General features: G+C 72.1%; 16 protein-coding genes. 9 read left to right on the top strand and 7 right to left on the bottom strand.

The features are described from left to right. The first annotated feature begins 224 nt into the window (after nt 1-224). Both IEY61_RS09915 and IEY61_RS09910 read left to right on the top strand, forming a co-directional pair. Entirely contained in the window at nt 225-971 is a 747-nt protein-coding gene (locus IEY61_RS09915) for a DUF5753 domain-containing protein (protein WP_189042808.1), read from the top strand. Beyond that, nucleotides 959-1,153, top strand: coding sequence for a DUF397 domain-containing protein (locus tag IEY61_RS09910; RefSeq protein WP_189042806.1), 195 nt, complete (start codon nt 959-961; stop codon nt 1,151-1,153). Before IEY61_RS09915 ends, IEY61_RS09910 begins: the two co-directional genes overlap by 13 nt. 68 nt (nt 1,154-1,221) lie before the next feature. Here the strand turns inward: IEY61_RS09910 and IEY61_RS09905 are convergent, their stop codons facing one another. From IEY61_RS09905 to IEY61_RS09875, 7 genes are all read right to left on the bottom strand, one after another. Beyond that, nucleotides 1,222-1,923, bottom strand: a complete 702-nt coding sequence (locus IEY61_RS09905) for an ACT domain-containing protein (RefSeq protein ID WP_189042804.1) — start codon at nt 1,921-1,923, stop codon at nt 1,222-1,224. A gap of 193 nt (nt 1,924-2,116) precedes the next feature. Next, on the bottom strand, nt 2,117-3,163 hold the full coding sequence (locus tag IEY61_RS09900; RefSeq protein ID WP_189042802.1) for a LacI family DNA-binding transcriptional regulator: 1,047 nt from the start codon (nt 3,161-3,163) through the stop codon (nt 2,117-2,119). 82 nt (nt 3,164-3,245) lie between these two features. After that, nucleotides 3,246-4,679 (bottom strand): GH1 family beta-glucosidase, encoded by a 1,434-nt coding sequence (locus IEY61_RS09895; RefSeq protein ID WP_189042799.1) that lies wholly within the window; start codon nt 4,677-4,679, stop codon nt 3,246-3,248. Next, nucleotides 4,676-5,518: a carbohydrate ABC transporter permease gene (locus IEY61_RS09890; RefSeq protein ID WP_189042797.1), complete on the bottom strand. Its 843-nt coding sequence runs from the start codon at nt 5,516-5,518 to the stop codon at nt 4,676-4,678. Before IEY61_RS09890 ends, IEY61_RS09895 begins: the two co-directional genes overlap by 4 nt. 11 nt (nt 5,519-5,529) lie before the next feature. Beyond that, complete coding sequence (locus IEY61_RS09885; protein ID WP_189042795.1) at nt 5,530-6,498, bottom strand: carbohydrate ABC transporter permease; 969 nt, start codon at nt 6,496-6,498, stop codon at nt 5,530-5,532. 115 nt (nt 6,499-6,613) lie between these two features. After that, nucleotides 6,614-7,900, bottom strand: a complete 1,287-nt coding sequence (locus IEY61_RS09880) for an ABC transporter substrate-binding protein (protein ID WP_189042793.1) — start codon at nt 7,898-7,900, stop codon at nt 6,614-6,616. Between the two features lie 260 nt (nt 7,901-8,160). Then, on the bottom strand, nt 8,161-8,706 hold the full coding sequence (locus IEY61_RS09875; RefSeq protein ID WP_189042791.1) for a plasmid pRiA4b ORF-3 family protein: 546 nt from the start codon (nt 8,704-8,706) through the stop codon (nt 8,161-8,163). 150 nt (nt 8,707-8,856) lie between these two features. Between IEY61_RS09875 and IEY61_RS09870 the strand changes: the two genes are divergently transcribed. From IEY61_RS09870 to IEY61_RS09840, 7 genes are all read left to right on the top strand, one after another. Continuing rightward, entirely contained in the window at nt 8,857-9,603 is a 747-nt protein-coding gene (locus IEY61_RS09870; RefSeq protein ID WP_189042789.1) for a pyrimidine reductase family protein, read from the top strand. A 79-nt stretch (nt 9,604-9,682) separates the two neighbouring features. Then, the gene (locus IEY61_RS09865) at nt 9,683-11,938 is read left to right on the top strand and encodes a hypothetical protein (protein ID WP_229705792.1); all 2,256 of its coding nucleotides are present in this window, start codon (nt 9,683-9,685) and stop codon (nt 11,936-11,938) included. Between the two features lie 156 nt (nt 11,939-12,094). Continuing rightward, nucleotides 12,095-13,846 carry an ATP-binding protein gene (locus tag IEY61_RS09860; RefSeq protein ID WP_189042787.1) on the top strand — a complete coding sequence of 584 codons (1,752 nt, stop codon included), beginning with the start codon at nt 12,095-12,097 and terminating at the stop codon, nt 13,844-13,846. A 137-nt stretch (nt 13,847-13,983) separates the two neighbouring features. After that, entirely contained in the window at nt 13,984-15,132 is a 1,149-nt protein-coding gene (locus IEY61_RS09855; RefSeq protein ID WP_189042785.1) for an exonuclease SbcCD subunit D, read from the top strand. Further along, nucleotides 15,132-17,606, top strand: a complete 2,475-nt coding sequence (locus IEY61_RS09850; RefSeq protein WP_189042783.1) for an AAA family ATPase — start codon at nt 15,132-15,134, stop codon at nt 17,604-17,606. Before IEY61_RS09855 ends, IEY61_RS09850 begins: the two co-directional genes overlap by 1 nt. A 55-nt stretch (nt 17,607-17,661) precedes the next feature. Next, a complete protein-coding gene (locus IEY61_RS09845) occupies nt 17,662-18,630 on the top strand; it encodes a hypothetical protein (protein ID WP_189042781.1) in 969 nt (322 codons plus the stop codon). After that, nucleotides 18,630-19,487: a spermidine synthase gene (locus tag IEY61_RS09840; RefSeq protein ID WP_189042779.1), complete on the top strand. Its 858-nt coding sequence runs from the start codon at nt 18,630-18,632 to the stop codon at nt 19,485-19,487. The genes IEY61_RS09845 and IEY61_RS09840 overlap by 1 nt, the downstream gene beginning before the upstream one ends. The last annotated feature ends 22 nt before the right edge of the window (nt 19,488-19,509 follow it).

The raw sequence follows: 19,509 nt of genomic DNA, 5'->3' as shown, positions 1-19,509 counted from the left end.
TGTAGTCCGACCGGCCACGACTTGGGAAGCACGACCTCGCACGGTGATCCACACAGTTTCGGGGAAGTTGCTGCCTCCGGGTCCGGCGGACACCGCAACTTCCCCGATGTTGCGACCTCCACCCAGACGAGACCACGACGATCACTCGCTGAGGGTTGTTCAGCAGTGACGGTAAGTAGGAAGGTGTACGGCAGGCATAGCGGACGATGTAGGTAGGGAGAGGGATGAACCGGGCTGTTCAGGTGGCGATGATGGAGGCGGGCCATACGGCCGACAGCCTCGCCGCAAAAATTGGTGTCGACCCGAAGACGGCCGCCCGCTGGATGAACCCGGGACTGGTGCCGCAGACCCGGCACCGCGCCCAGGTGGCCAAGCTCCTGGGCCGGGAGATGGAAGATCTCTGGCCGGGCGCGCTGCGGCGCCGGGAACCCGTGTGGTTTCTGCCCTGGACGCAGATCGAGCGGGAGGCCACCGGACTGCGGTGGTACGAATCGGCCGTGGTTCCAGGCCTGCTTCAGACCGAGGCGTACGCGCGGGCCGTGCTCGCCTGCGGGCCGCTGGTCGGCGACACCGAGCGGCACGTCGCGGTGCGACTGGAGCGGCAGGCAGCGGTCTTCGATCGGCCCCAGCCGCCGCTGGCGGTCTTCGTGATCGACGAGGTGGCGCTGCGTCGGGGCGCACCCGAGATCATGGGGTCGCAGCTCGACCACCTGGTCACGATGGCGCAGCGACCGAACCTCATGGTGCACGTGCTACCCCTGGCCGCCGGGCTGCACCCGGGCCAGGCCGGGCAGTTCGTGATCGCCACGATGTCGGAGGGCGACGACGTCGGCTACCTGGACGATCAGGCCGAGGGGCGGGTCACCAAGGAGGTCAGTCCACTCTGGGCGGTCTGGGATACCGTGAGATCGGTGGCGCTCCCGCGCGACCAGTCCATCGACTTCCTGAGGGAGCGAGCATGGCTGACCTGACCGGCGCCCAGTGGCGCAAGAGCACCCGGAGCAGCTCCAACGGCGGTGCCTGCGTCGAGGTCGCCGACAACCTGCCCGGTGTGGTCGGCGTACGGGACTCGAAGGACCCGACCGGCCCGGCGCTGGCCTTCGTCCCCGCCGCGTGGCGGACGTTCATCACCGGAATGCCCGAGCGGGCCTGACCCGATTTCGCCAGAACGGTGTCGATCAAGTCGACGGGCCGCCGACATGGCCGTGGCGGCCGCCGGTGTCACGGGTTGGCGCTGATCGAGGGGCTGCCCACCAGGTCGAGCCGGTCGCCGAGGATCACCGCGCTGGCCCGGACCAACTGGGCCAGCCGGTCCACCTCGGTGGAGTGGAACGCGGCCGGGGCGAGGGTCGCGCTGTGGTCACGGGACGCCACCAGGACCAGCCCGGCCCGACCGAACGGCACCACCGCGAAGTGGCCGCCGTCGGGCGTGGTCATCGACCGGGCGCGCAGCGGGGTCACCTCGGGCAGCCGCGGCGGTACGGGCGTACGCCAACTCGCGTGCCCCACCGTCGCCCCGCTGCCGCCGTTCGGGGAGGCCCAGTCGACCGGCACCACCGCCGCGACCGCCCACTCGGCGGCGAGCAGGCCCGGCACCGCGTCGACCAGGGTGGCCAGCCCGTCGGACGGGTTGGCGGCGACCTGGGCCAGCAACTCGGCGTCCTGGCCGGTGGCGGTGGGCGCGCCGATCGCCCGCCACACGCCGTCCACGCGTACCCCGGGGATCGCCGCCAGACCGGCCAGCAGGCGCTCCACCCGCGCGGCGCCCGACCACACCAAGGTGAAGTCGTCGACCGCCCGCCCGCCGAGGCGTTCCAGCACGACCACCTGCACGATGTCCGCGCCCGACACCCCGAGGGTGCGAGCCACCTGACCGAGCGTTCCCGGACGGTCCGGCAGGGTGACCCGAACGCGCAGCAACATCGCAAACCCTCCGCTCGGTGGGCCGGCGCAGGGCCGGCAGGCTGAGCACGAGCCTGCCAGTTGACCATTTCGTCACCGTTGCGGCGACATGTCCCCCGGGCTAAACCTCACCTTGCCCCGAGGCCCGTCGGCGCGGGTTAAGAGGGGGCCCCTGCTATACCGCAGGCGTTAAAAGGGGGCCCTTCCTTGCACCTCAGGCGGAGGCACGCTCGACGAACTGGGTGTCCAGGACGACGTGCGGTGCGGGGATCTCGTCGTCGCGGATGCGGGCGACCAGCAACCGTGCCATCTGCCGACCCATCTCCTCCACGGGCTGGAACACCGACGTCAGCGGCGGGTTCGCCTGCCGGGCGATCGGTTCGTCGCCGAAGCCGACCACGGCCACGTCCTCCGGCACCCGCCGGCCGGCCTCACGCAGCGTCCGCAGGGCGCCGAAGGCCATCAGGTCGGCCGCCACGAAGACGGCGTCCAGGTCAGGGCAGCGCTCCAACAGCTGCCGCATGGCCGTCGCCCCGCTCTCCTCGCTGAAGTCGCCGTACGCGATCAGGTCGGGGTTGACGCCGAACCCGGCGGTGCGGACCGCGTCCCGGTAGCCGGACAACCGGGCCAGACCAGCGCCCATGTCCTGCGGGCCGGCGATGGTGGCGATGCGCCGCCGCCCCCGGCCGGCCAGGTATTCCACGGCCTGCCGCGCCCCGCCGACGTTGTCCACGTCGACGAACGACGCGGGCTGCGCGTCGGGGTGCAGCATCCGTGCCGGCCGGCCGCCGAGCACGGTGGGCAGGCCGCGCTCTTCCAGCAGGGTGGGCAGCGGATCGTCGTCGTGCAGCGACAGCAGCAGTACGCCGTCGACGTGCTGATTGGTCAGGTGGTGCTCGACCCGCTCCCGCTCCAGCGGAGACTGCGCCATGGCCAACCAGAGCTGCAACGGCGTCTCCAGCAACGTCGAGCTGATCCCCCGCACGATGCCGGCGAAGAACGGCTCGGCGAAGAGCCGATCACCGGACTCGCTGACCACCAGGGCCACCGAGTCGGTCCGCTGGGTGACCAGCGCCCGCGCGGCCCGGTTCGGCACGTACCCCAGCTCGGCGATGGCCTGCTGTACGGCGGCGCGAGCCTCCGGGCTCACCTGCGGAGAGCCGTTGACCACGCGGGAGACCGTCCCGCGACCGACTCCGGCACGGGCAGCGACCGCGTCGAGGGTCGGGCGCCCGAGTGACCGGGTGCGCTGCGTTGTCATCGTCTGCTCCTCCGACGTCAGGCGGCCCCGGCATCTGGTTCAGCGTCGATGCCGGGCCGCCCGTTACTGGCTGGCCACTGCCCTATTGTGCGGCCAGACCGTTGCGTCGGATCACCTCGGCGTACCACCTGGCGCTGGACTTGGGGATGCGGGTCTGGCTGTCGTAGTCGACGTAGATCATGCCGAACCGCTTCGTATAGCCCCAGGCCCACTCGAAATTATCCAACAGCGACCAGGCGAAGTATCCCCGCAGGGGGACGCCCGCGCCGATCGCCTCGTGCGCGGCGCGCAGGTGCGCGTCGAAGTACGCCAGCCGATCGACGTCGTCGACCTTGCCGTCGATCACCGCGTCGACGAAGGCCGACCCGTTCTCGGTGACGTACAGCGGCAGGTCGGTGTACTCCTCGTGCACCCGGCGCAGCGTCTCCACCAGACCGGGGGCGTCGATCTCCCAGTTCATGTCGGTGACCGGCACACCCCGGGTGACGAACCGGACGTCCTCGCTGCCCGGCCAGCAGGACGGAGCCCGCCAGTAGGGCTCCGGCTTCGCGCCGGGCACCGGCGCGGCCACCACGTGGCGGCTGTAGTAGTTCACCCCGACCAGGTCCAGGGGCGTGGCGATGGTGGCCAGGTCGCCGTCCCGGACGTGGCCGAAGTCGGTCACCTTGGCCAGGTCGGCGACCAGGTCGCCGGGGTACTGCCCGCGCAGCAGCGGGTCGAGGAAGAACCGGTTCGCCAGCCCGTCGATGCGGCGGGCGGCGTCCCTGTCGTCGGGCGAGTCGGTGGCCGGGGTGACCGGGTACAGGTTGACGGTCACCCCGAGCTGCGCCTCCGGCCGGGCCGCGCGCAGCGCCTGCACGGCGAGCCCGTGCCCGAGCATCAGGTGGTGCCCGGCGCGGACCGCGTCCGCCCCGTCGGAGCGGCCGGGGGCGTGCACGCCGGAGCCGTAGCCGAGGAAGGCCGAGCACCACGGCTCGTTCAGCGTGGTCCAGTACTTCACCCGGTCGCCCAGCGCGTCCACCATCAGCTGGCTGTAGTCGGCGAACCGGGCGGCGGTGTCCCGGGCCGGCCAGCCGCCGGCGTCCTCCAACTCCTGGGGCAGGTCCCAGTGGTAGAGGGTGAGCCAGGGCTCGATGCCGTTGGCCAGCAGTTCGTCGACCAGCCGCCGGTAGAAGTCGAGCCCCTCGGCGTTGGCCGGACCCGACCCGCCCGGCTGCACCCGGGGCCAGGAGACCGAGAAGCGGTACGACTTCAACCCCAGCTCGGCCATCAGCCGCACGTCGTCGGAGAGCCGGTGGTAGTGGTCGCAGGCGACGTCGCCGGTGTGCCCGGCGACCGTCCGGCCCTCGGTGCGGCTGAAGGTGTCCCAGATCGACGGCGTACGCCCACCCTCGGCCGCCGCGCCCTCGATCTGGTAGGCGGCGGTCGCCGCCCCCCAGAGGAAGCCGGGCGGGAAGGTCAGTGGCGCACGTTCGTCGAGGACGCCGACGGCGGGCGGGGTGGCGGGGTTGCTCACGACTTGACTGCACCTTCCATGATGCCGCCGATGATCTGGCGGCCGAACAGAATGAAGACCAGCACCAGTGGCAGGGTGCCGATCGCGGTGGCGGCGAAGACCTGGGAGTAGTCCGTGTAGTAGGCGTACGAGAGGAAGGAGAGCGAGACCTGGAGAGTCGGGTTCTCCGGGCTGAGGATCGCGTACGGCCAGAGGAACGAGTTCCAGTTCTCCATGAAGGTCAGCAGACCGAGCACGCCCGCGGCCGGGCGCAGCGCCGGCAGCACGATGTTCCAGTAGATCCGGAAGGTGCTGGCCCCGTCGACCCGGCCCGCTTCGATCAGCTCGTCGGAGATCGCCTGGCTGGCGTACTGCCGCATCATGAACACGCCGAAGCCGGTGACCAGGAACGGCACGGTGACGGCGTACAGGGTGTCGGACCAGTTCAGATCCTGCATCATGCCCCAGAGCGGGATGAGGCCCAATTGGGTCGGGATCATCATGGTGACGATGATCGCCAGCAGCAGGACGTTGCGGCCCCGGAAGCGCAGCTTGGCGAAGGCGAAGCCGGCGAGCGAGCCGGTGAGCACCACCGACACGGTGACCACCGACGAGACGATGATCGAGTTGATCATGCCGGTGACGAAGTTGGCCGCGTCGTTGTCGAGCACCCGGCCGAAGTTGTCACCGAATGCTCCGCCCGGGGTCATCGGCGGTGGCACGTCGTTGATCGAGTCCAGGCTGCGGGTGCCGATCACCACCATGTAGTAGAAGGGGTAGATCGACAGCAGGGCCGCCAGGACGAGCGCGACGTAGGTCAAAGGGCTGGTGCGCCACAGGCGCTGGGAAGCCGAGACCACTTGATCTCTCCTCACTTGGCCGAGCGGCGGACGAGTATGAAGTTGATCAGCGACACCAGTACGATGATCATGAAGATCGCCCAGGCGACCGCGGCTCCGTAGCCTGCGGTGCTCAGGTTGTAAATGCCCTTTTCGTACATGTACATGGCCAGCGTCTGGAACTCCCGCTGGTTACCACCGATGATGCTGCCGTTGGCGAAGAGCAGCGGCTCGGTGAAGAGCTGCATGCCGCCGATCGTGGAGAGGATGACCACGAAGAGGAAGGTGGGCTTGAGCATGGGCAGGGTGATCTGCCAGAACTGCCGCCAAGGACCGGCCCCGTCGATGGCCGCGGCCTCGTACAGGTCCTTGGGGATGGCCTGCATGCCGGCGAGCAGGATCAACGTGTTGTAGCCGATCCACCGCCAGTTGACCATGGTGGCGATCGCCGTCCAGGAACTCCACGACTGCGCGCGCCAGTCGATCTGATCAACCCCGACGAAGCTGAGCAGCCAGTTGAACAGGCCGAAGTCGCGCTGGAACAGCATGCCGAAGACGATCGCGACCGCGGCGACCGAGACCACGTTCGGGACGAAGATGGCCATCCGGAAGAAGGTCTTGGCCCGCAGCATGGTGCGGTTGAGCAGGTTCGCCAGGAAGAGCGCCAGCAGCAACTGCGGGATGGTCGCCAGCGCGAAGATGCCGAACGTGTTGACCAGCGCGTTCCAGAAGTAGTCGTCGGAGAGCAGCTGGGTGTAGTTGTCGAGCCCGATGAACGTTTTATCGCCGATCATGTCCCAGTCGTGCAGCGACATCCAGGCGGTGCGCAGCATCGGGTACAGCCCGAACACGCCGAAGATCAGGAAGAACGGCGCGATGTAGAGGTACGGCGAGTACTTGAGATCCAGGCGGTTGAGCAGGCTCCCCCGGCGGCGACGGGCCGCTACGTCGGGAGGCGGTGTTGCTGGCGACGGCGGGGCCGTCGTGGCCGACAGGCTCATGACGTTTCCTTTCCCGGCGAGGTCCGGGGGCGTCCTCGCGCAGGGTGGTACGCGGAGGGGGACCGACCGGTGGCGTCCGGGAAACTCCCCGGACGCCACCGGTATCAGGAATCACTCAGAAGGCGCCCTGAGTCTGTGCGTCCTTCGTGAACTGCTCCCAGGCCTTGTCCTTGCTGGCCTGCCCGTTCTCGAACGCCCGCATGGCCGGCTCGAACGCGTTCTCCTTGACCGCCTGGTGCTTCGGGCCAAAGTGGATCGGCTTGATGTTGGCGACGCTCTCACCGAAGATCTTGCCGGTCGGCGCGTTGCTGAAGTACTCGTTGGTGTAGCTGAGGAAGGCCTCATTCTTCAGCGCCTCCAGGTTGGTGGGCAGCGGGCCCTTGAGCTTGAAGGCCTCCACCTGGCTGGTGGCGTTGGTCAGGAACTCGGCGAGCTTCGCCGCCTCCTTCGGGTACTTGCTCTGCTCCGGCACGGCCAGCCAGGAGCCACCCCAGTTGCCCGAGCCACCCGGCACGGACGCCACGTCCCACTTGCCCTTGTTGGCCTCGCCGGAGTTGTCCGCGACGATGCCGAGCATCCAGGACGGGCAGAAGGTGGCCGCGAAGGTGCCCTGCTTGAAGCCGCCGGACCACTCCGGCGACCAGGTGGACGCCTTGGCGGAGATGTCCACCATCGAGGTGGCGGTCTCCCAGGCGGCCTTCACCGCGGGGCTGCTGTCCGCGATGACGTTGTTCTCCTGGTCGTAGAACAGGTCGGTGCCCTGCTGGAAGAGCACGCCGTTGGAGACGGCGGTGATCGAGTCGATGAACCCCTTGCCGGTGGCCTGCTTGTACTTCTGGCCGGTCTGGTGGAAGCCGTTCCAGTCCGGCCAGAGCGCCGACACCTGGTCCCGCTCGGTGGGCAGGCCGGCCGCCTGGAACAGGTCCTTGCGGTAGCAGACGGCGAGGCTGCCGACGTCGGTCGGCAGACCGATCAACCGGCCGTCCGGCGCCTTGCCCAGCTCCCACTTCCAGGGCAGGTACTCCGTGGAGTGGTCGGCGACCAGCGGGGTCAGGTCGGCCCAGTTGCGCGGGTTGGCCTTGAACTCGTTGAGGATGCCCTCCTCCAGGGCGGTCACGTCGGCCGCACCCTTGCCGGTGGCCAGGTAGCGGACCAGCTTGGGCCGGTACTCACCGAGCTGGGCGGTCTTGCGCAGCTCGACCTTGATGCCGGTCTGCTGCTCGTACTGCTTGACGAGCTCGTCGTAGCCCATCTCGCCGAAGGTGTCGACGACCAGCTTGGCGGGCTTCTCGCCCTCGGCCGGCTTGTCGTCGTCCTTGCCACAGGCCGCGAGACCGCCGGCGGCGAGGACCGCCGCCAGGGCGGTCGCCGCCATGCGGGTACGCCGCGTGGTGAGGCTCATCCTGACTCCTCTTTCGATGGTGAGGCTGATTCATATGTGTGGTGGGGGCGCCGCAAAGCGCCTGCCGGCACCGGCTCGGTCAAGCCAGCGGCGACGCCCAAGGCTGGACTGTGATCCACGCCTCTTGGGAACGCTCCCATGAGATTGCCGGGAGGTGTCAGGGGTGTCAATAGGCCGATGGGAGCGATCCCAGATCGTTACCACTAAATGGGTTTAGGCGGTGAATCGGGTCATCCGGGTGGGCCCGTCGGGCAGGGTGCTCAGCAGAGTCGACGCAGCAGCGTGGCGACCCGGCCGGCGTCGAAGGCCGCCGGATCGAAGCCGGCACCCACCCAGTCCCGCAACACCGCGTGCTCGGGGTGCAGCGGGTCGGCCAGCGCGGCGAGGAGCAGCAGATGACCCTGCGGCCCGCCGATGTCCTCCGGCGGCCCGGCCCGCTCGCCGTCCAGACAGGTCGGATAGCGCTCGTCCGCCTCGGCCGCGAAGACGTCCTCGACCAGCAGGTCGTGCTCCCACCAGTCGCCGAAGTCGTACGTGTAGTGGAACCTGCTCCCCTTGCCGAGCACCGCGTCCAGCCGGACGTTCAACTCGTCGTGCACGGTCAACTCGCCGTCGGGATCGGGCTCGCCGTACTGCATGCCGTCGATCTCGAACGCGTGCAGGTGGCAGTCACGCCACCCCATGGCGTGCTGCACCACCCGGTGCAGACGATCCAGGGTGTACCCGCCGGGCACGAGCACCCGGCGCCAGATCGTGGGGCGGACTCCCGCCAGTGACACCCTCAGCTGGAAGATCTGACGCGGCATGCTGTCCCATCCTCCCTCGGCATAGGCTGCGAGCATGATCTGCCGAGCGTGCCGGACGCGGCGGCACGACGACTGCCCGGGCCGGAACTGGTGCGACTGCCAGCACCGTACCCCCCGACCCACCCCCGTCGTCACCGGTCCGGCGAGCGAATGAGCACCGAGGCTCCGATTTTCGCGCTCTGGCCTGACCCGTCACCCGCGCCGATCGACGACGAGACCCTCATCGCGCGCTACCGCCGCGCCGACACCCCGCACCTGCGGATGAACTTCGTGACCAGCGTCGACGGCGCGGTCAGCCTGGACGGTCTCTCCGCCGGCCTGTCCGGTGGGCCGGACAAGCGGGTCTTCGGGCTGCTGCGGATGCTCTGCGACGCGCTGCTGGTGGCGGCGGGCACGCTACGCCAGGAGGGCTACCGGGCGGTCCGCCTGGACCAGCGGCGCCGGGCCTGGCGGCGTGCACACGGCTTGACCGAGTACCCCACGCTCGTGGTGGTCTCCGGCAGCCTGCGCCTCGATCCCGCCCAGGCGGCCTTCGCCGACGCGCCGGTACGCCCCGTGGTGCTCACCCGCCACGGTCCGCCGGCCCCGCCCGGGCTGACCGCGGTGGCCGATGTGGTGCGCTGCGGCGCCGACCGCGTCGACCTCGCCGCGGGTCTGGCCGAGCTGCGCCGGCGCGGGCTCGACCAGGTGCTCTGCGAGGGTGGCCCGCGCCTGTTCGGCGCGCTCACCGCCGACGACCTGGTGGACGAGGTCTGCCTCTCGGTCGCCCCACTGCTCGCCGGGCCCGGCGCCGGCCGGATCACCGCCGGCGAACCGGCCCCGGTACGCGGGCTGCCGCTGCGGCACGTCCTGCTCGCCGACGACGGCACTCTGCTGCTGCGGTACGCCCGGGGGTGACCGTCGACCGGAACGGCCTTGTGCGCGCAGGTCAGGCCATACCGTTGACCGGAATCGGCAGCTGCCGAAAGGCGGGGCGTTGGCACACGAGGTGGTCGAGTTACGGGTGCACGGGGTCTCCGGCACCTCCGCCGAGGAGTTGCTCGACCACCCGGTCGTGATCCGGGTCGCCGGTGACGACAACGCCGGCTTCTACCGACCCCGACCCGGATTCGGGACCAGCGACCGGCCGGACGGGTTCGCGGTGGAGGCGTACCGCTGGGGGGCGCTGACCGCGGGCGCCGCCGCCCGGACCCTGTCCCTGCTGTTCCTGCTGCCCTTCATGCTGGTCAACCTCGCCGACTGGGCCAGGCCGGCGACCGGCGGGACCGGTCGGCCGGTCGGCGCGCTGTGCCGGCTGCTGGCCGCCACCCTGACCGCCGCGTTCGTCCTGTCCGTCGCGGGGTTGACCGTCGACCTCGTCGGCTGGCAGTGCGTCTCCTACCGCCCCTGCCTGCGGGGGCGCGGCTACCTGAGCTGGCTGGCCGTGTTCCCTCTCGGGCCGCGACTGGCGCTGCTCGCGCTGGTGCCGATCGCCGCGCTGCGGCTGCTCTGGTGGCTCGGGAAACGCTCCGCCCGGATGTTCGAGGCGTTCTCGACGGCGGGCGGGCAGGACCGCACCAGCGGCGGGGAGGACCGGATCGACCTTCCCGGCTTCTGGAACGACGCGCTCGTGGTGCAGCGGCTGCGCGCCATCCATCTCGCGATCGGCCTCGGCATGCTCGCCGCGCTGCTGCTCGGCGCGCAGATCCACCTCCGTCCCACGGCGGTCGCGTACGTCCTCTACGTCCTGGCCTGGCTCCTGCTGGTGGCTGGCGTCGTCCTGCTCTGCCTACCCGCCCGGATCCCGTCCGAGGGGCCGGGCCGCGGGCCGGTCGACATGCGGGGCATCCGGACCCTGCGGTGGGCGGCCGGCGGGCTCACCGTGCTGACCCTGGTCTACACGGCGGTGCCGCTCGAACCGGAACCGCCGCACGGGGGATTCCCGGGTTACGGGGGCTCGCTCACCGCGCTGGTCGCGGTCCAGGCCGGCCTGCTGGTCGCCCTCGTCGTCACCACGATGCGCCAGCGGCACCACGGCGACTCGTCGTGGCTGAGCGGACTGGCCACCCCGGTGCTCGCCGCCGCGGCGGTCGCCGCCGGGTACGGCTTCTCCGCCGCTCTGGTCTACCGGGTCGCCGACTTCCTGGACCGGGGCGACATCCCGAACCGGTTCCGGCCGACCCCACCCGGCGCGCCACCACTGGAGCCGCCCGTGACCTACCGCTGGGCGGTCCTGGCCGGGCTGACGACGGTGCTGGTGGTCGCCGCGACGATGCTCTGGCGGATCGCCGCGACCCGGCGTCGCCGCCGCCGGTTGGCCGACGAGATCGTCCGGCACGACTTTCCGGACCCGCCGCCGGAGGCGCTGACCCGGCGGACCGACGTCCGGGAGACCGTCGCCAGGTCCGCGCTCGCCGAGCAGGTGGGACCGGTCTTCGTCACGTTCCTGGTGGTGTCGTTGCTCGGCACCGCGGCGGTCGCGCTGGATCTGTTCGGCATCGGGCCGACGTGGCTGAGCGAACAGTCAGCCCATATCGACGGCTTCGTGACCAGGGACCTCCCGCTGCTGACCGACGTCGGGATCTACGTCATCGGGCTGGTCGCGCTCGGAATCCTCGTGATCGCCCTCTTCTCCTACCGCTCGGAGGAAACCCGGCGCACGGTCGCGGTGATCTGGGACCTGGGCACTTTCTGGCCGCGTACCGTGCATCCGTTCGCGCCGCCCTGCTACGCCGAGCGGGCGGTGCCGGAACTGGTTAAGCGGATCATGACGCTCACCAGCCGGGGCAGCGTGATCCTCTCCGGTCATTCCCACGGCTCCGTGCTCGCCGCCGCCGCCCTGCTCCAGTTGCCGGCGGAGGTGCTGCCCCGGGTGGCGCTGCTGACCCACGGCAGCCCGCTGCACCGGCTCTACGCGCAGCTCTGCCCAGCCTATTTCGGTGACCGGGTGCTCACCGAGGTCGGCGACCGGATCGGCTGGCGGTGGGTGAACCTGTGGCGGGACACCGACCCGATCGGCGGCCCGGTCTTCTCCGCGCACCGGCCCGGCCAGCCACCCCGGGTGCGGGGGCCGGCCGGCACGGTCGACCGGCGGATGCGCGACCCGCGCGCGGTCACCGTGCCGCCGGACGACACCGTCCCGCCGCCGATCGAGCGGCACTGGCCGTACCACACCGACCCGACGTACGAGGCGGCCGTGCGGGAGTTGGCCGGGCGGCTCGATCCGGACCTGCGCTCCCCGAGCCGCCGCTGAGCCACCACCCGCCGTGGATGGTGTCGTCGCGGTACGCGGTCGTCGCGACACCGCGACGTGGTCTCCGCCGCGTCGCGTGGCGGCCTGTCGTACTCCTCCGGCAGGATGCAGGGCGCGTGTGCCCATCGCGACGACCGACCGAGGAGGAGCCGCCCGATGACTGACCAGGGGTTCGACGGCCCGGGCGAGGGGGTCGGTCGGGTGCTCGGCACCGCCGACGCCACGCCGCTGCAGTTCTGGACGGCGGTCGCCCCCGGCAACTACCTCCAGCTCGACGACGTCGTGGTGACCCGGCGTGAGCTTCCCGACCGGGAACCGGTGACGATCGCCGGGGTGGTCACCCAGGTCCGGGCGCGGCACGAGGGCGCCCAGTTCGACTCCGACGTGTTCGCCATCGCCGACGGCACGCTCCCGGCTCAGGTGCAGGAAGCCGCCGAGATCACCACCACCCGGGTGGATCCGGAGTTCTACGTGCCGCCGCAGCCCGGCGCGGTGGTGCACCGGGCCGAGGGCGACGCCCGCGCCCGGGCGCTGCACTTCGACCGGATGGAACGGCGGGTCCCGATGGGGACCGGCCGCGACGGGGTGCCGGTCTACCTCAACGCCGACTTCCTCGACGGCACCCGGGGCGCCCACGTGTCGATCTCCGGCATTTCCGGGGTGGCCACCAAGACCAGCTTCGCCACCTTTCTGCTCTACTCGGTGTTTCGCTCCGGGCAGCTCGGCGGTGACGCGGTCAACGCCAAGGCGCTGATCTTCAACGTCAAGGGTGAGGATCTCCTCTTCCTCGACCATCCGAATGCCCGGCTGGACGACCCCACCCGGGCCGCGTACGCACGGCTCGGCCTGGTCGCCGACGCCTTCGGTGACGTGCGGGTGTACGCCCCGCCCCGGGTCGGCGACTCCTCCGGCACCCCCGACGTGAGCAGCCGGCTCACCGGCGTGGACAGCTTCTACTGGACGCTGTCCGAGTTCTGCGCCGACCGTCTCCTGCCGTACGTCTTCGCCGACGCCGACGACGAGCGCCAGCAGTACACGATGGTGGTGCATTCGGTCGCCGCCCACCTGGCCCGCTACGCCCAGCCCGCCGACGGCGGGGTGAGCATCGACGGGGTGCGCCTGGGCAGTTACGGCGACCTGGTCGACCACGTCGTCGAGCAGCTCAGCGACGACGAGACCCGGGGCGACTGGGCCGGCAGCGCGGTCGGCCTGGGCACCGTCAACGCCTTCGCCCGCCGGCTGATCGGCAGCAAGAAGGACCTGTCCCGGCTGATCCGCGGCGACCTGGCCACCCGCCGCCCGCACTCGATCAACACCGCCGAGTCGGCCCAGGTCACCGTGGTCGACCTGCACAACCTGCCCGACCGGGCGCAGCGTTTCGTGGTCGGCGTGACGCTCAAGAGCGAGTTCGAGCGCAAGGAGAAGGCCGGCACCGCCAAACCGCTGCTCTTCGTGGTGCTCGACGAGCTGAACAAGTACGCCCCCCGGGAGGGCTCCTCCCCGATCAAGGAGGTGCTGCTCGACATCGCCGAGCGGGGCCGCTCGCTCGGCGTGATCCTGATCGGCGCGCAGCAGACCGCCAGCGAGGTGGAACGGCGCATCGTCACCAACTCGGCGATCCGGGTGGTGGGCCGGCTCGACCCGGCCGAGGCGTCCCGCCCCGAATATGGTTTCCTCCCCCCGGCGCAGCGGCAGCGGGCGCTGCTGGCCAAACCGGGCACCATGTTCGTCAACCAGCCCGACATTCCCGTCCCGCTCTGCCTGGAGTTCCCGTTCCCGGCCTGGGCGACCCGGGTCTCCGAGGCGGGCACGGCGCCGTCGCAGACCCTGCGTTCGATCACCCAGTCCGCCGATCCGTTCGCGGTGGTCGGGTCCGGCGGCGGCGCCGACGACGACATCCCGTTCTAGAGCAGGGGATTCGGCATGGTGAGCGCGAGGAGTGCAGCGCAGCGGAGCCCCGCAGCCGCGAACGAAAGGTCCGGCCCGGTGAGCGCGAGGAGTGCAGCGCAGCGGAGCCCCGCAGCCGCGAACGAAAGGTCGGCACAGTGAAGATCCTGCACACCTCGGACTGGCACATCGGCAAGGTCCTCAAGGGGCAGTCCCGGGCCGAGGAGCACAAGCAGGTGTTGGCCGGCGTCATCGAGATCGCCCGGCGGGAGCAGCCGGACCTGGTCATCGTCGCCGGTGACCTCTACGACACCGCCGCGCCGACCGCCGAGGCAACCCGGCTGGTCACCCGGGCGCTGACCGCGTTGCGCCGCACCGGCGCCGACGTGGTGGCCATCGGCGGCAACCACGACAACGGGCCGGCGCTGGACGCGCTGCGGCCGTGGGCCGAGGCCGCCGGCATCACCCTGCGCGGCGGGGTACGCGAGGATCCGGCCGAGCACGTCATCGACGGCAGCACCGCCGACGGGGAGCGCTGGCGGCTGGTCGCGCTGCCGTTCCTGTCCCAGCGGTACGCGGTCCGCGCGGTGGAGATGTACGAGCTGACCGCCGCCGAGAGCACCCAGACCTACGCCGACCACCTGGGCCGCATCCTGGCCCGGCTCACCGAGGGCTTCGACGAGCCCGACCGGGTGCACCTGGTGACCACTCACCTGACCGTGGTCGGCGCGGCCACCGGCGGCGGAGAGCGGGACGCGCACACCATCATGGGCTACGCGGTGCCCGCCTCGGTCTTCCCCGGCACCGCCCACTACGTCGCGCTGGGGCACCTGCACCGCGCCCAGCGGGTCGAGGGGCCCTGCCCGATCCGCTACAGCGGGGCCCCGCTCGCGGTGGACTTCGGCGAGCAGGAGAACGTCCCGTCGGTGACCCTGGTCGAGGTCGGCGCGACCACGGCGGCGCGGGTCCGGGAGGAGCCGGTGACCGCGGCCACTCCGCTGCGCACGGTGCGCGGCACGCTGGCCCAGCTCGCCGAGATCACCCCGCCGGAGGGCTGGCTGCGGGTGTACGTCCGCGAGCAGCCCCGGGCCGGGCTGCGTGAGGAGGTACAGGAACTGCTGCCCCGCGCGCTGGAGATCCGCATCGACCCGGAGCTGGTGCCGGCACCCGGCAGCGGCACCCGGGTCGCCCAGCGCTCCGGCCGCTCACCCCGGCAACTCTTCGCCGACTACCTGGACAGCCGCGGCCACGCCGACGACGGCGTCCAGGAACTCTTCGACGAGCTGATCGAGGAGGTCGATCACTGATGCGGCCGATGCGGCTGGACCTGGCCGGCTTCACCGTCTTCCGCGACGAGACCACCATCGACTTCACCGACGCGGATTTCTTCGCCCTGGTCGGGCCGACCGGGTCCGGCAAGTCGACGGTGCTCGATGCGATCTGCTTCGCCCTCTACGGCACGGTGCCCCGCTGGGGTGGCACGCGCGGGCTGGGCAACGCCCTGGCGCCGTCGGCGACCGAGGCGCGGGTCCGGCTGGTCTTCGAATCCGCCGGTGCCCGCTACGTCGCCACCCGGGTGGTTCGCCGGGACAGCCGGGGAAACGTCAAGACCGCGGGCGCCGGGTTGCAGCTGATGCCGGAGGGCTTCGACGTCACCAAGCTGGACACCGGGCTCAGCCCGGAGGATCTGGGTGAGGTGGTCGCCGGCACCCCCGCCGAGATGGACACCGCGGTGCTGGCGGCGGTCGGCCTGCCGTACGAGCAGTTCACCAGCTGTGTGGTGCTGCCGCAGGGGCAGTTCGCCGACTTCCTGCACGCCCGGCCCGCGACCCGGCAGCAGATCCTGGTCAACCTGCTCGGGCTCGGCGTCTACGAGGAGGTGCAGAAGCAGGCCACCGTCCGGGCCGGGCAGGCCGAGGCGAAGCTGGAGGCGGTCGACCAGTTGCTCGCTGGTCTGACCGACACCGACGACGCCACGCTGGAGCGGGCCACCGCCCGCCTCGACCGGATGCGGGCGCTGACCGGGGCGGTGACCGCCGCCGTACCGGAGCTGGACGCCGCGCGGGCATCGGCGCGGGAGGTGACGGCGGCGCTGGCGGCGCTCGACGCCGAACTGGCGGTGCTGGGTGCGGTCCGGACGCCGGACGGGGTGACCGAGGTGGCTGCGGCGGTGACCTCCGCCCGGGCGGAGGCCGACGCGGCGGCGAGCGCGGTGTCGCTGGCCGAGGAGCGCGAGGAGAAACTGCGCGGGGAGCTGGCCGCCGCCGACGACGAGAGCACGCTGCGGCTGCTGCTGCGGGCGTACGCCGACCGGGAGCAACTGGCCGGCCAGGCGGAACAGGTGCAGGCCGTGGTGGCGGCGGCCGGTGCCGAGCACGAGGTGGCGGTGGGCGCGCTGACGCAGGCGCGGGCGGCGGCCGAGCGGGCCGAGGCGGAGTTGACGGCCGCCTTCCAGGCCCACGAGGAGGCGAAGACCGCCGACCAGGCGGCGGCGCTGCGGGCGCACCTGACCGACGGGGACCCCTGCCCGGTGTGCGAGCAGCCGGTGCCCCGGGTGCCGGCGATGCCGGCCGGTTCGGCGGTGGCTCGCGCGGTGGCCGCCGGCAAGGCGGCCCGGGCAGCGAGCGAGGCGGCCAACCGGCTGGTGGCCGAGCGCGACGCCGCCGCGCGGGACCTGGACCGGGTGCTGCTGCGCGCCCGCGCCGAGTACGACGGGCTCCAGGCCCGGCTGTCCGAGCTGGATGACCGGCTGGCCGGTGCGGCCGGTGTCGAGACGCTGCGGGAGCGGCTGACCGAGCACGCCCGGCTGCGGCAGGCGCTGGACGAGGCGGCCGGGGCGGTGCGCGCCGGCCGGGACGCCGCACGGCGGGCCCGAAGCACGGTGGACGCCGCGCAGGAGCGGCTGCGCGGGGCGTGGCGACACTTCGACGGCACCCGCGACGGGCTGGCCCGGTTCGGCCCGCCGGCGGCCGACCGGGACGACCTCGCCGGCGCGTGGACCGCGCTGGTCGAATGGGCGCAGACGGAGGCGGAGCGCCGCCGGTCGGAGCGGGCCGGGCTGGCGTCGGCGGTCGCCGGGGCGGAGGCCGAGGCCACCGCGGTGGCCGGCCGGATCACCGGTCTCTTCGCCGAGGCCGAGCTGCCGGCCCCCGACGATCCGGTCCGGGCCGCGACGGTCGCGCACGAGCGGGCCGAGCACGACCGGCGCCGGCTGGTCGAACGCCGCGAGCAGGCCGCCGAGCTGCGCCAGCAGCGGGCCGAGCACGAACGCCAGGCCCGGGTGGCGCGCGCCCTGGCCGGGCACCTGCGGGCCAACAACTTCGAACGCTGGCTGCTGGCCGAGGCGCTGGACCTGCTGGTCGACGGGGCGTCGGGGATCCTGCGGGAGCTCTCCGGCGGCCAGTACGACCTGGTCCACGACAAGGGCGAGTTCTTCGTCGTCGACCACCACGACGCCGGCCTGCGCCGGGGGGTGCGGACCCTCTCCGGCGGCGAGACCTTCCAGGCGTCGCTGGCCCTGGCGCTGGCGCTGTCCGAGCAGTTGGCCGGGATGTCCACCACCGCCGCCAGCCTGGAGTCGATCGTGCTGGACGAGGGCTTCGGCACCCTCGACGCGGCCACCCTGGACACGGTCGCCGCCACCCTGGAAAACCTGGCCGCCCGGGGCGACCGGATGGTCGGCGTGGTCACCCACGTGCCGGCGCTGGCCGAGCGCATCCCGGTGCGCTTCGAGGTGCGCAAGGACGCCCGGTCGGCGCGCGTCGAACGGACCGGCCGGTGAGCGCGAGGAGTGCAGCGCAGCGGAGCCCCGCAGTCGCGAACGAAAGGCCGGGCCCATGAACAGGTTCTTCGTCGACGCCTGGGATCCGGCCTACGGCGCGTCGTTCGAGGCGTCGGCCGGTGGCCCGGCCGCGCCGAGCAGCGCCCAGGTGGAGGCGGACCACGAGCTGCCCACGGTGGACTGGCGAGCCATCGGCCCCCGCCCCGGCGTCCGGGCCCCCGATGTGGTGCTGCTGGTCGACGGGGTACGCCGGATCGACGCCAGCGTCTGGACGGCCGAGGAGGACGGCACCTCCTTCCCCGGCCTGGCCGCCTCGTACGCCGCCGGGGTGGTGCGTTGCGACCTGGAACGCGGTGCCGCGCAGTTGGCCGGCGCCAGGGTCGGCCGGGGGCTCTTCACCGCCAGCCCGTCGGCCACCGACGTGGTCGCCGGCAACGTCCGCTATCCGGTGCACCGGGTCAGCGGCACCGGTGAGCTGGCCAAACTGCCGGCCGCGGTGCAGGGGCCGCTGACCGCCCTGGAGGTGGAGGTCTCCGGCGCCGCCCGGACCGACGACGATCTGCTGGTGGTGGATGGTCCGCTGCGCAACCGGCGACAGTTGCCGCGCACCCTCGGTTACATCAAGACCCAGCACAGTCAGTACCTCGACGCCCGGCTCACCACGGTGGTCACCGGTCTGGCACCGGGTCACCGCTCACCGGTGTTCCGTCTCGGCACCGCCTGGGGCGGCTGGTCGTGGTATTTGCGGTTGCCGGTCGCCCAGGGCGCGCCCTGGGCGGGCATCGTCCGGATGGAGTGCTCGGCCGAGTTGGAGATCGCCGAGGCGGTCCGGCTGGCGGACCTGTCGCTGGTCACCCTGCCCCGGTTCGCTTCCACCCCGTACAAGGACCCGCGGGCCCCGCAGAACCTGGTCCCGATCGCCGGGCTGGAACGCCTGCTGCGCTCCCGGCTGGGCGACGCCCGACTGCTGCACCGTGCGTTGACCGCCGCCGCGCGTACGGCCGCGGGACGGGCCCGGCGCTGATGGGCCGTCGACGCGACACCGACCGGATCACCGCACGGGTCGACAGCGGGCTCGCCGAGCTGACGTCCGACCCGGACCGGCCCGGCTCGTGGACGCTGTCGCTGGACGGTGCGCCGCAGTCGCACGTGGACCTGACCGACCCGACCCACCTGGAGTTCGAGTACGTCCGCCGGCTGGCCGCGGCACTCGACCTGATCGCGCCCGCCGGTGCACCGCTGCGGGTGCTGCACCTGGGCGGCGGCGCGCTGACCCTGCCCCGGTACGTCGCCGCCACCCGCCCCGGCTCGACCCAGCGGGTGGTCGAGGTGGACGGTGCGCTGGTCGAGCTGGTCCGGCGGCTGCTGCCCTGGCCGACCGATCCGCGACTGAAGGTACGGGTGGGCGATGCCCGGGCGGTGCTCGCCGCCACCCGGGAGGCCAGCTACGACGTGCTGGTCGCCGACGTGTTCGCCGGTGCCCGGACCCCGGCCAGGCTGACCTCGGTGGAGTACGCCGCCGAGGCGGCCCGGGTGCTGCGCCCGGCCGGCTGGTATCTGGCCAATCTCGCCGACGGTCCACCGCTGCGCTACGCCCGCGGCCAGGTCGCCACCGTCCGCACGGTGTTGCCCCGGGCCTGCCTGGTCGCCGACGCCGGGGTGCTGCGGGGGCGCCGCTACGGCAACCTGGTCCTGGTCGCCGGCCGTCAGGAGCCACCCGTGGCGGAGCTGACCCGCCGGGCCGCCGGAGACTGGTTCCCGGGTCGGGTGCTCGCCGACGCGGAGCTCGACCGCTTCGCCGGGGGCGCCACTGTGGTGCGCGACGAGGTCGCCACCGACTCCCCGCCGCCACCGCCGGGGATTTTCTCCGTCCGGCGTTGATCCGTTCGGCGGATCCATGCGT

The organism is Micromonospora sonchi, from assembly GCF_014646235.1.
GTDB classification, from domain to species: domain Bacteria; phylum Actinomycetota; class Actinomycetes; order Mycobacteriales; family Micromonosporaceae; genus Micromonospora; species Micromonospora sonchi.
Note: the sequence above shows the minus strand (reverse complement) of the source record. Positions and strands in the feature narration are given on the sequence as shown.

Bases quoted from the DNA above. Each gene is read 5' to 3' on its own strand.
- IEY61_RS09915 (WP_189042808.1), top strand. From the start codon at position 225: ATGAACCGGGCTGTTCAGGTGGCGATGATGGAGGCGGGCCATACGGCC.
- IEY61_RS09910 (WP_189042806.1), top strand. From the start codon at position 959: ATGGCTGACCTGACCGGCGCCCAGTGGCGCAAGAGCACCCGGAGCAGC.
- IEY61_RS09905 (WP_189042804.1), bottom strand. From the start codon at position 1,923: ATGTTGCTGCGCGTTCGGGTCACCCTGCCGGACCGTCCGGGAACGCTC.
- IEY61_RS09900 (WP_189042802.1), bottom strand. From the start codon at position 3,163: ATGACAACGCAGCGCACCCGGTCACTCGGGCGCCCGACCCTCGACGCG.
- IEY61_RS09885 (WP_189042795.1), bottom strand. From the start codon at position 6,498: ATGAGCCTGTCGGCCACGACGGCCCCGCCGTCGCCAGCAACACCGCCT.
- IEY61_RS09880 (WP_189042793.1), bottom strand. From the start codon at position 7,900: ATGAGCCTCACCACGCGGCGTACCCGCATGGCGGCGACCGCCCTGGCG.
- IEY61_RS09875 (WP_189042791.1), bottom strand. From the start codon at position 8,706: ATGCCGCGTCAGATCTTCCAGCTGAGGGTGTCACTGGCGGGAGTCCGC.
- IEY61_RS09870 (WP_189042789.1), top strand. From the start codon at position 8,857: ATGAGCACCGAGGCTCCGATTTTCGCGCTCTGGCCTGACCCGTCACCC.
- IEY61_RS09860 (WP_189042787.1), top strand. From the start codon at position 12,095: ATGACTGACCAGGGGTTCGACGGCCCGGGCGAGGGGGTCGGTCGGGTG.
- IEY61_RS09850 (WP_189042783.1), top strand. From the start codon at position 15,132: ATGCGGCCGATGCGGCTGGACCTGGCCGGCTTCACCGTCTTCCGCGAC.
- IEY61_RS09845 (WP_189042781.1), top strand. From the start codon at position 17,662: ATGAACAGGTTCTTCGTCGACGCCTGGGATCCGGCCTACGGCGCGTCG.
- IEY61_RS09840 (WP_189042779.1), top strand. From the start codon at position 18,630: ATGGGCCGTCGACGCGACACCGACCGGATCACCGCACGGGTCGACAGC.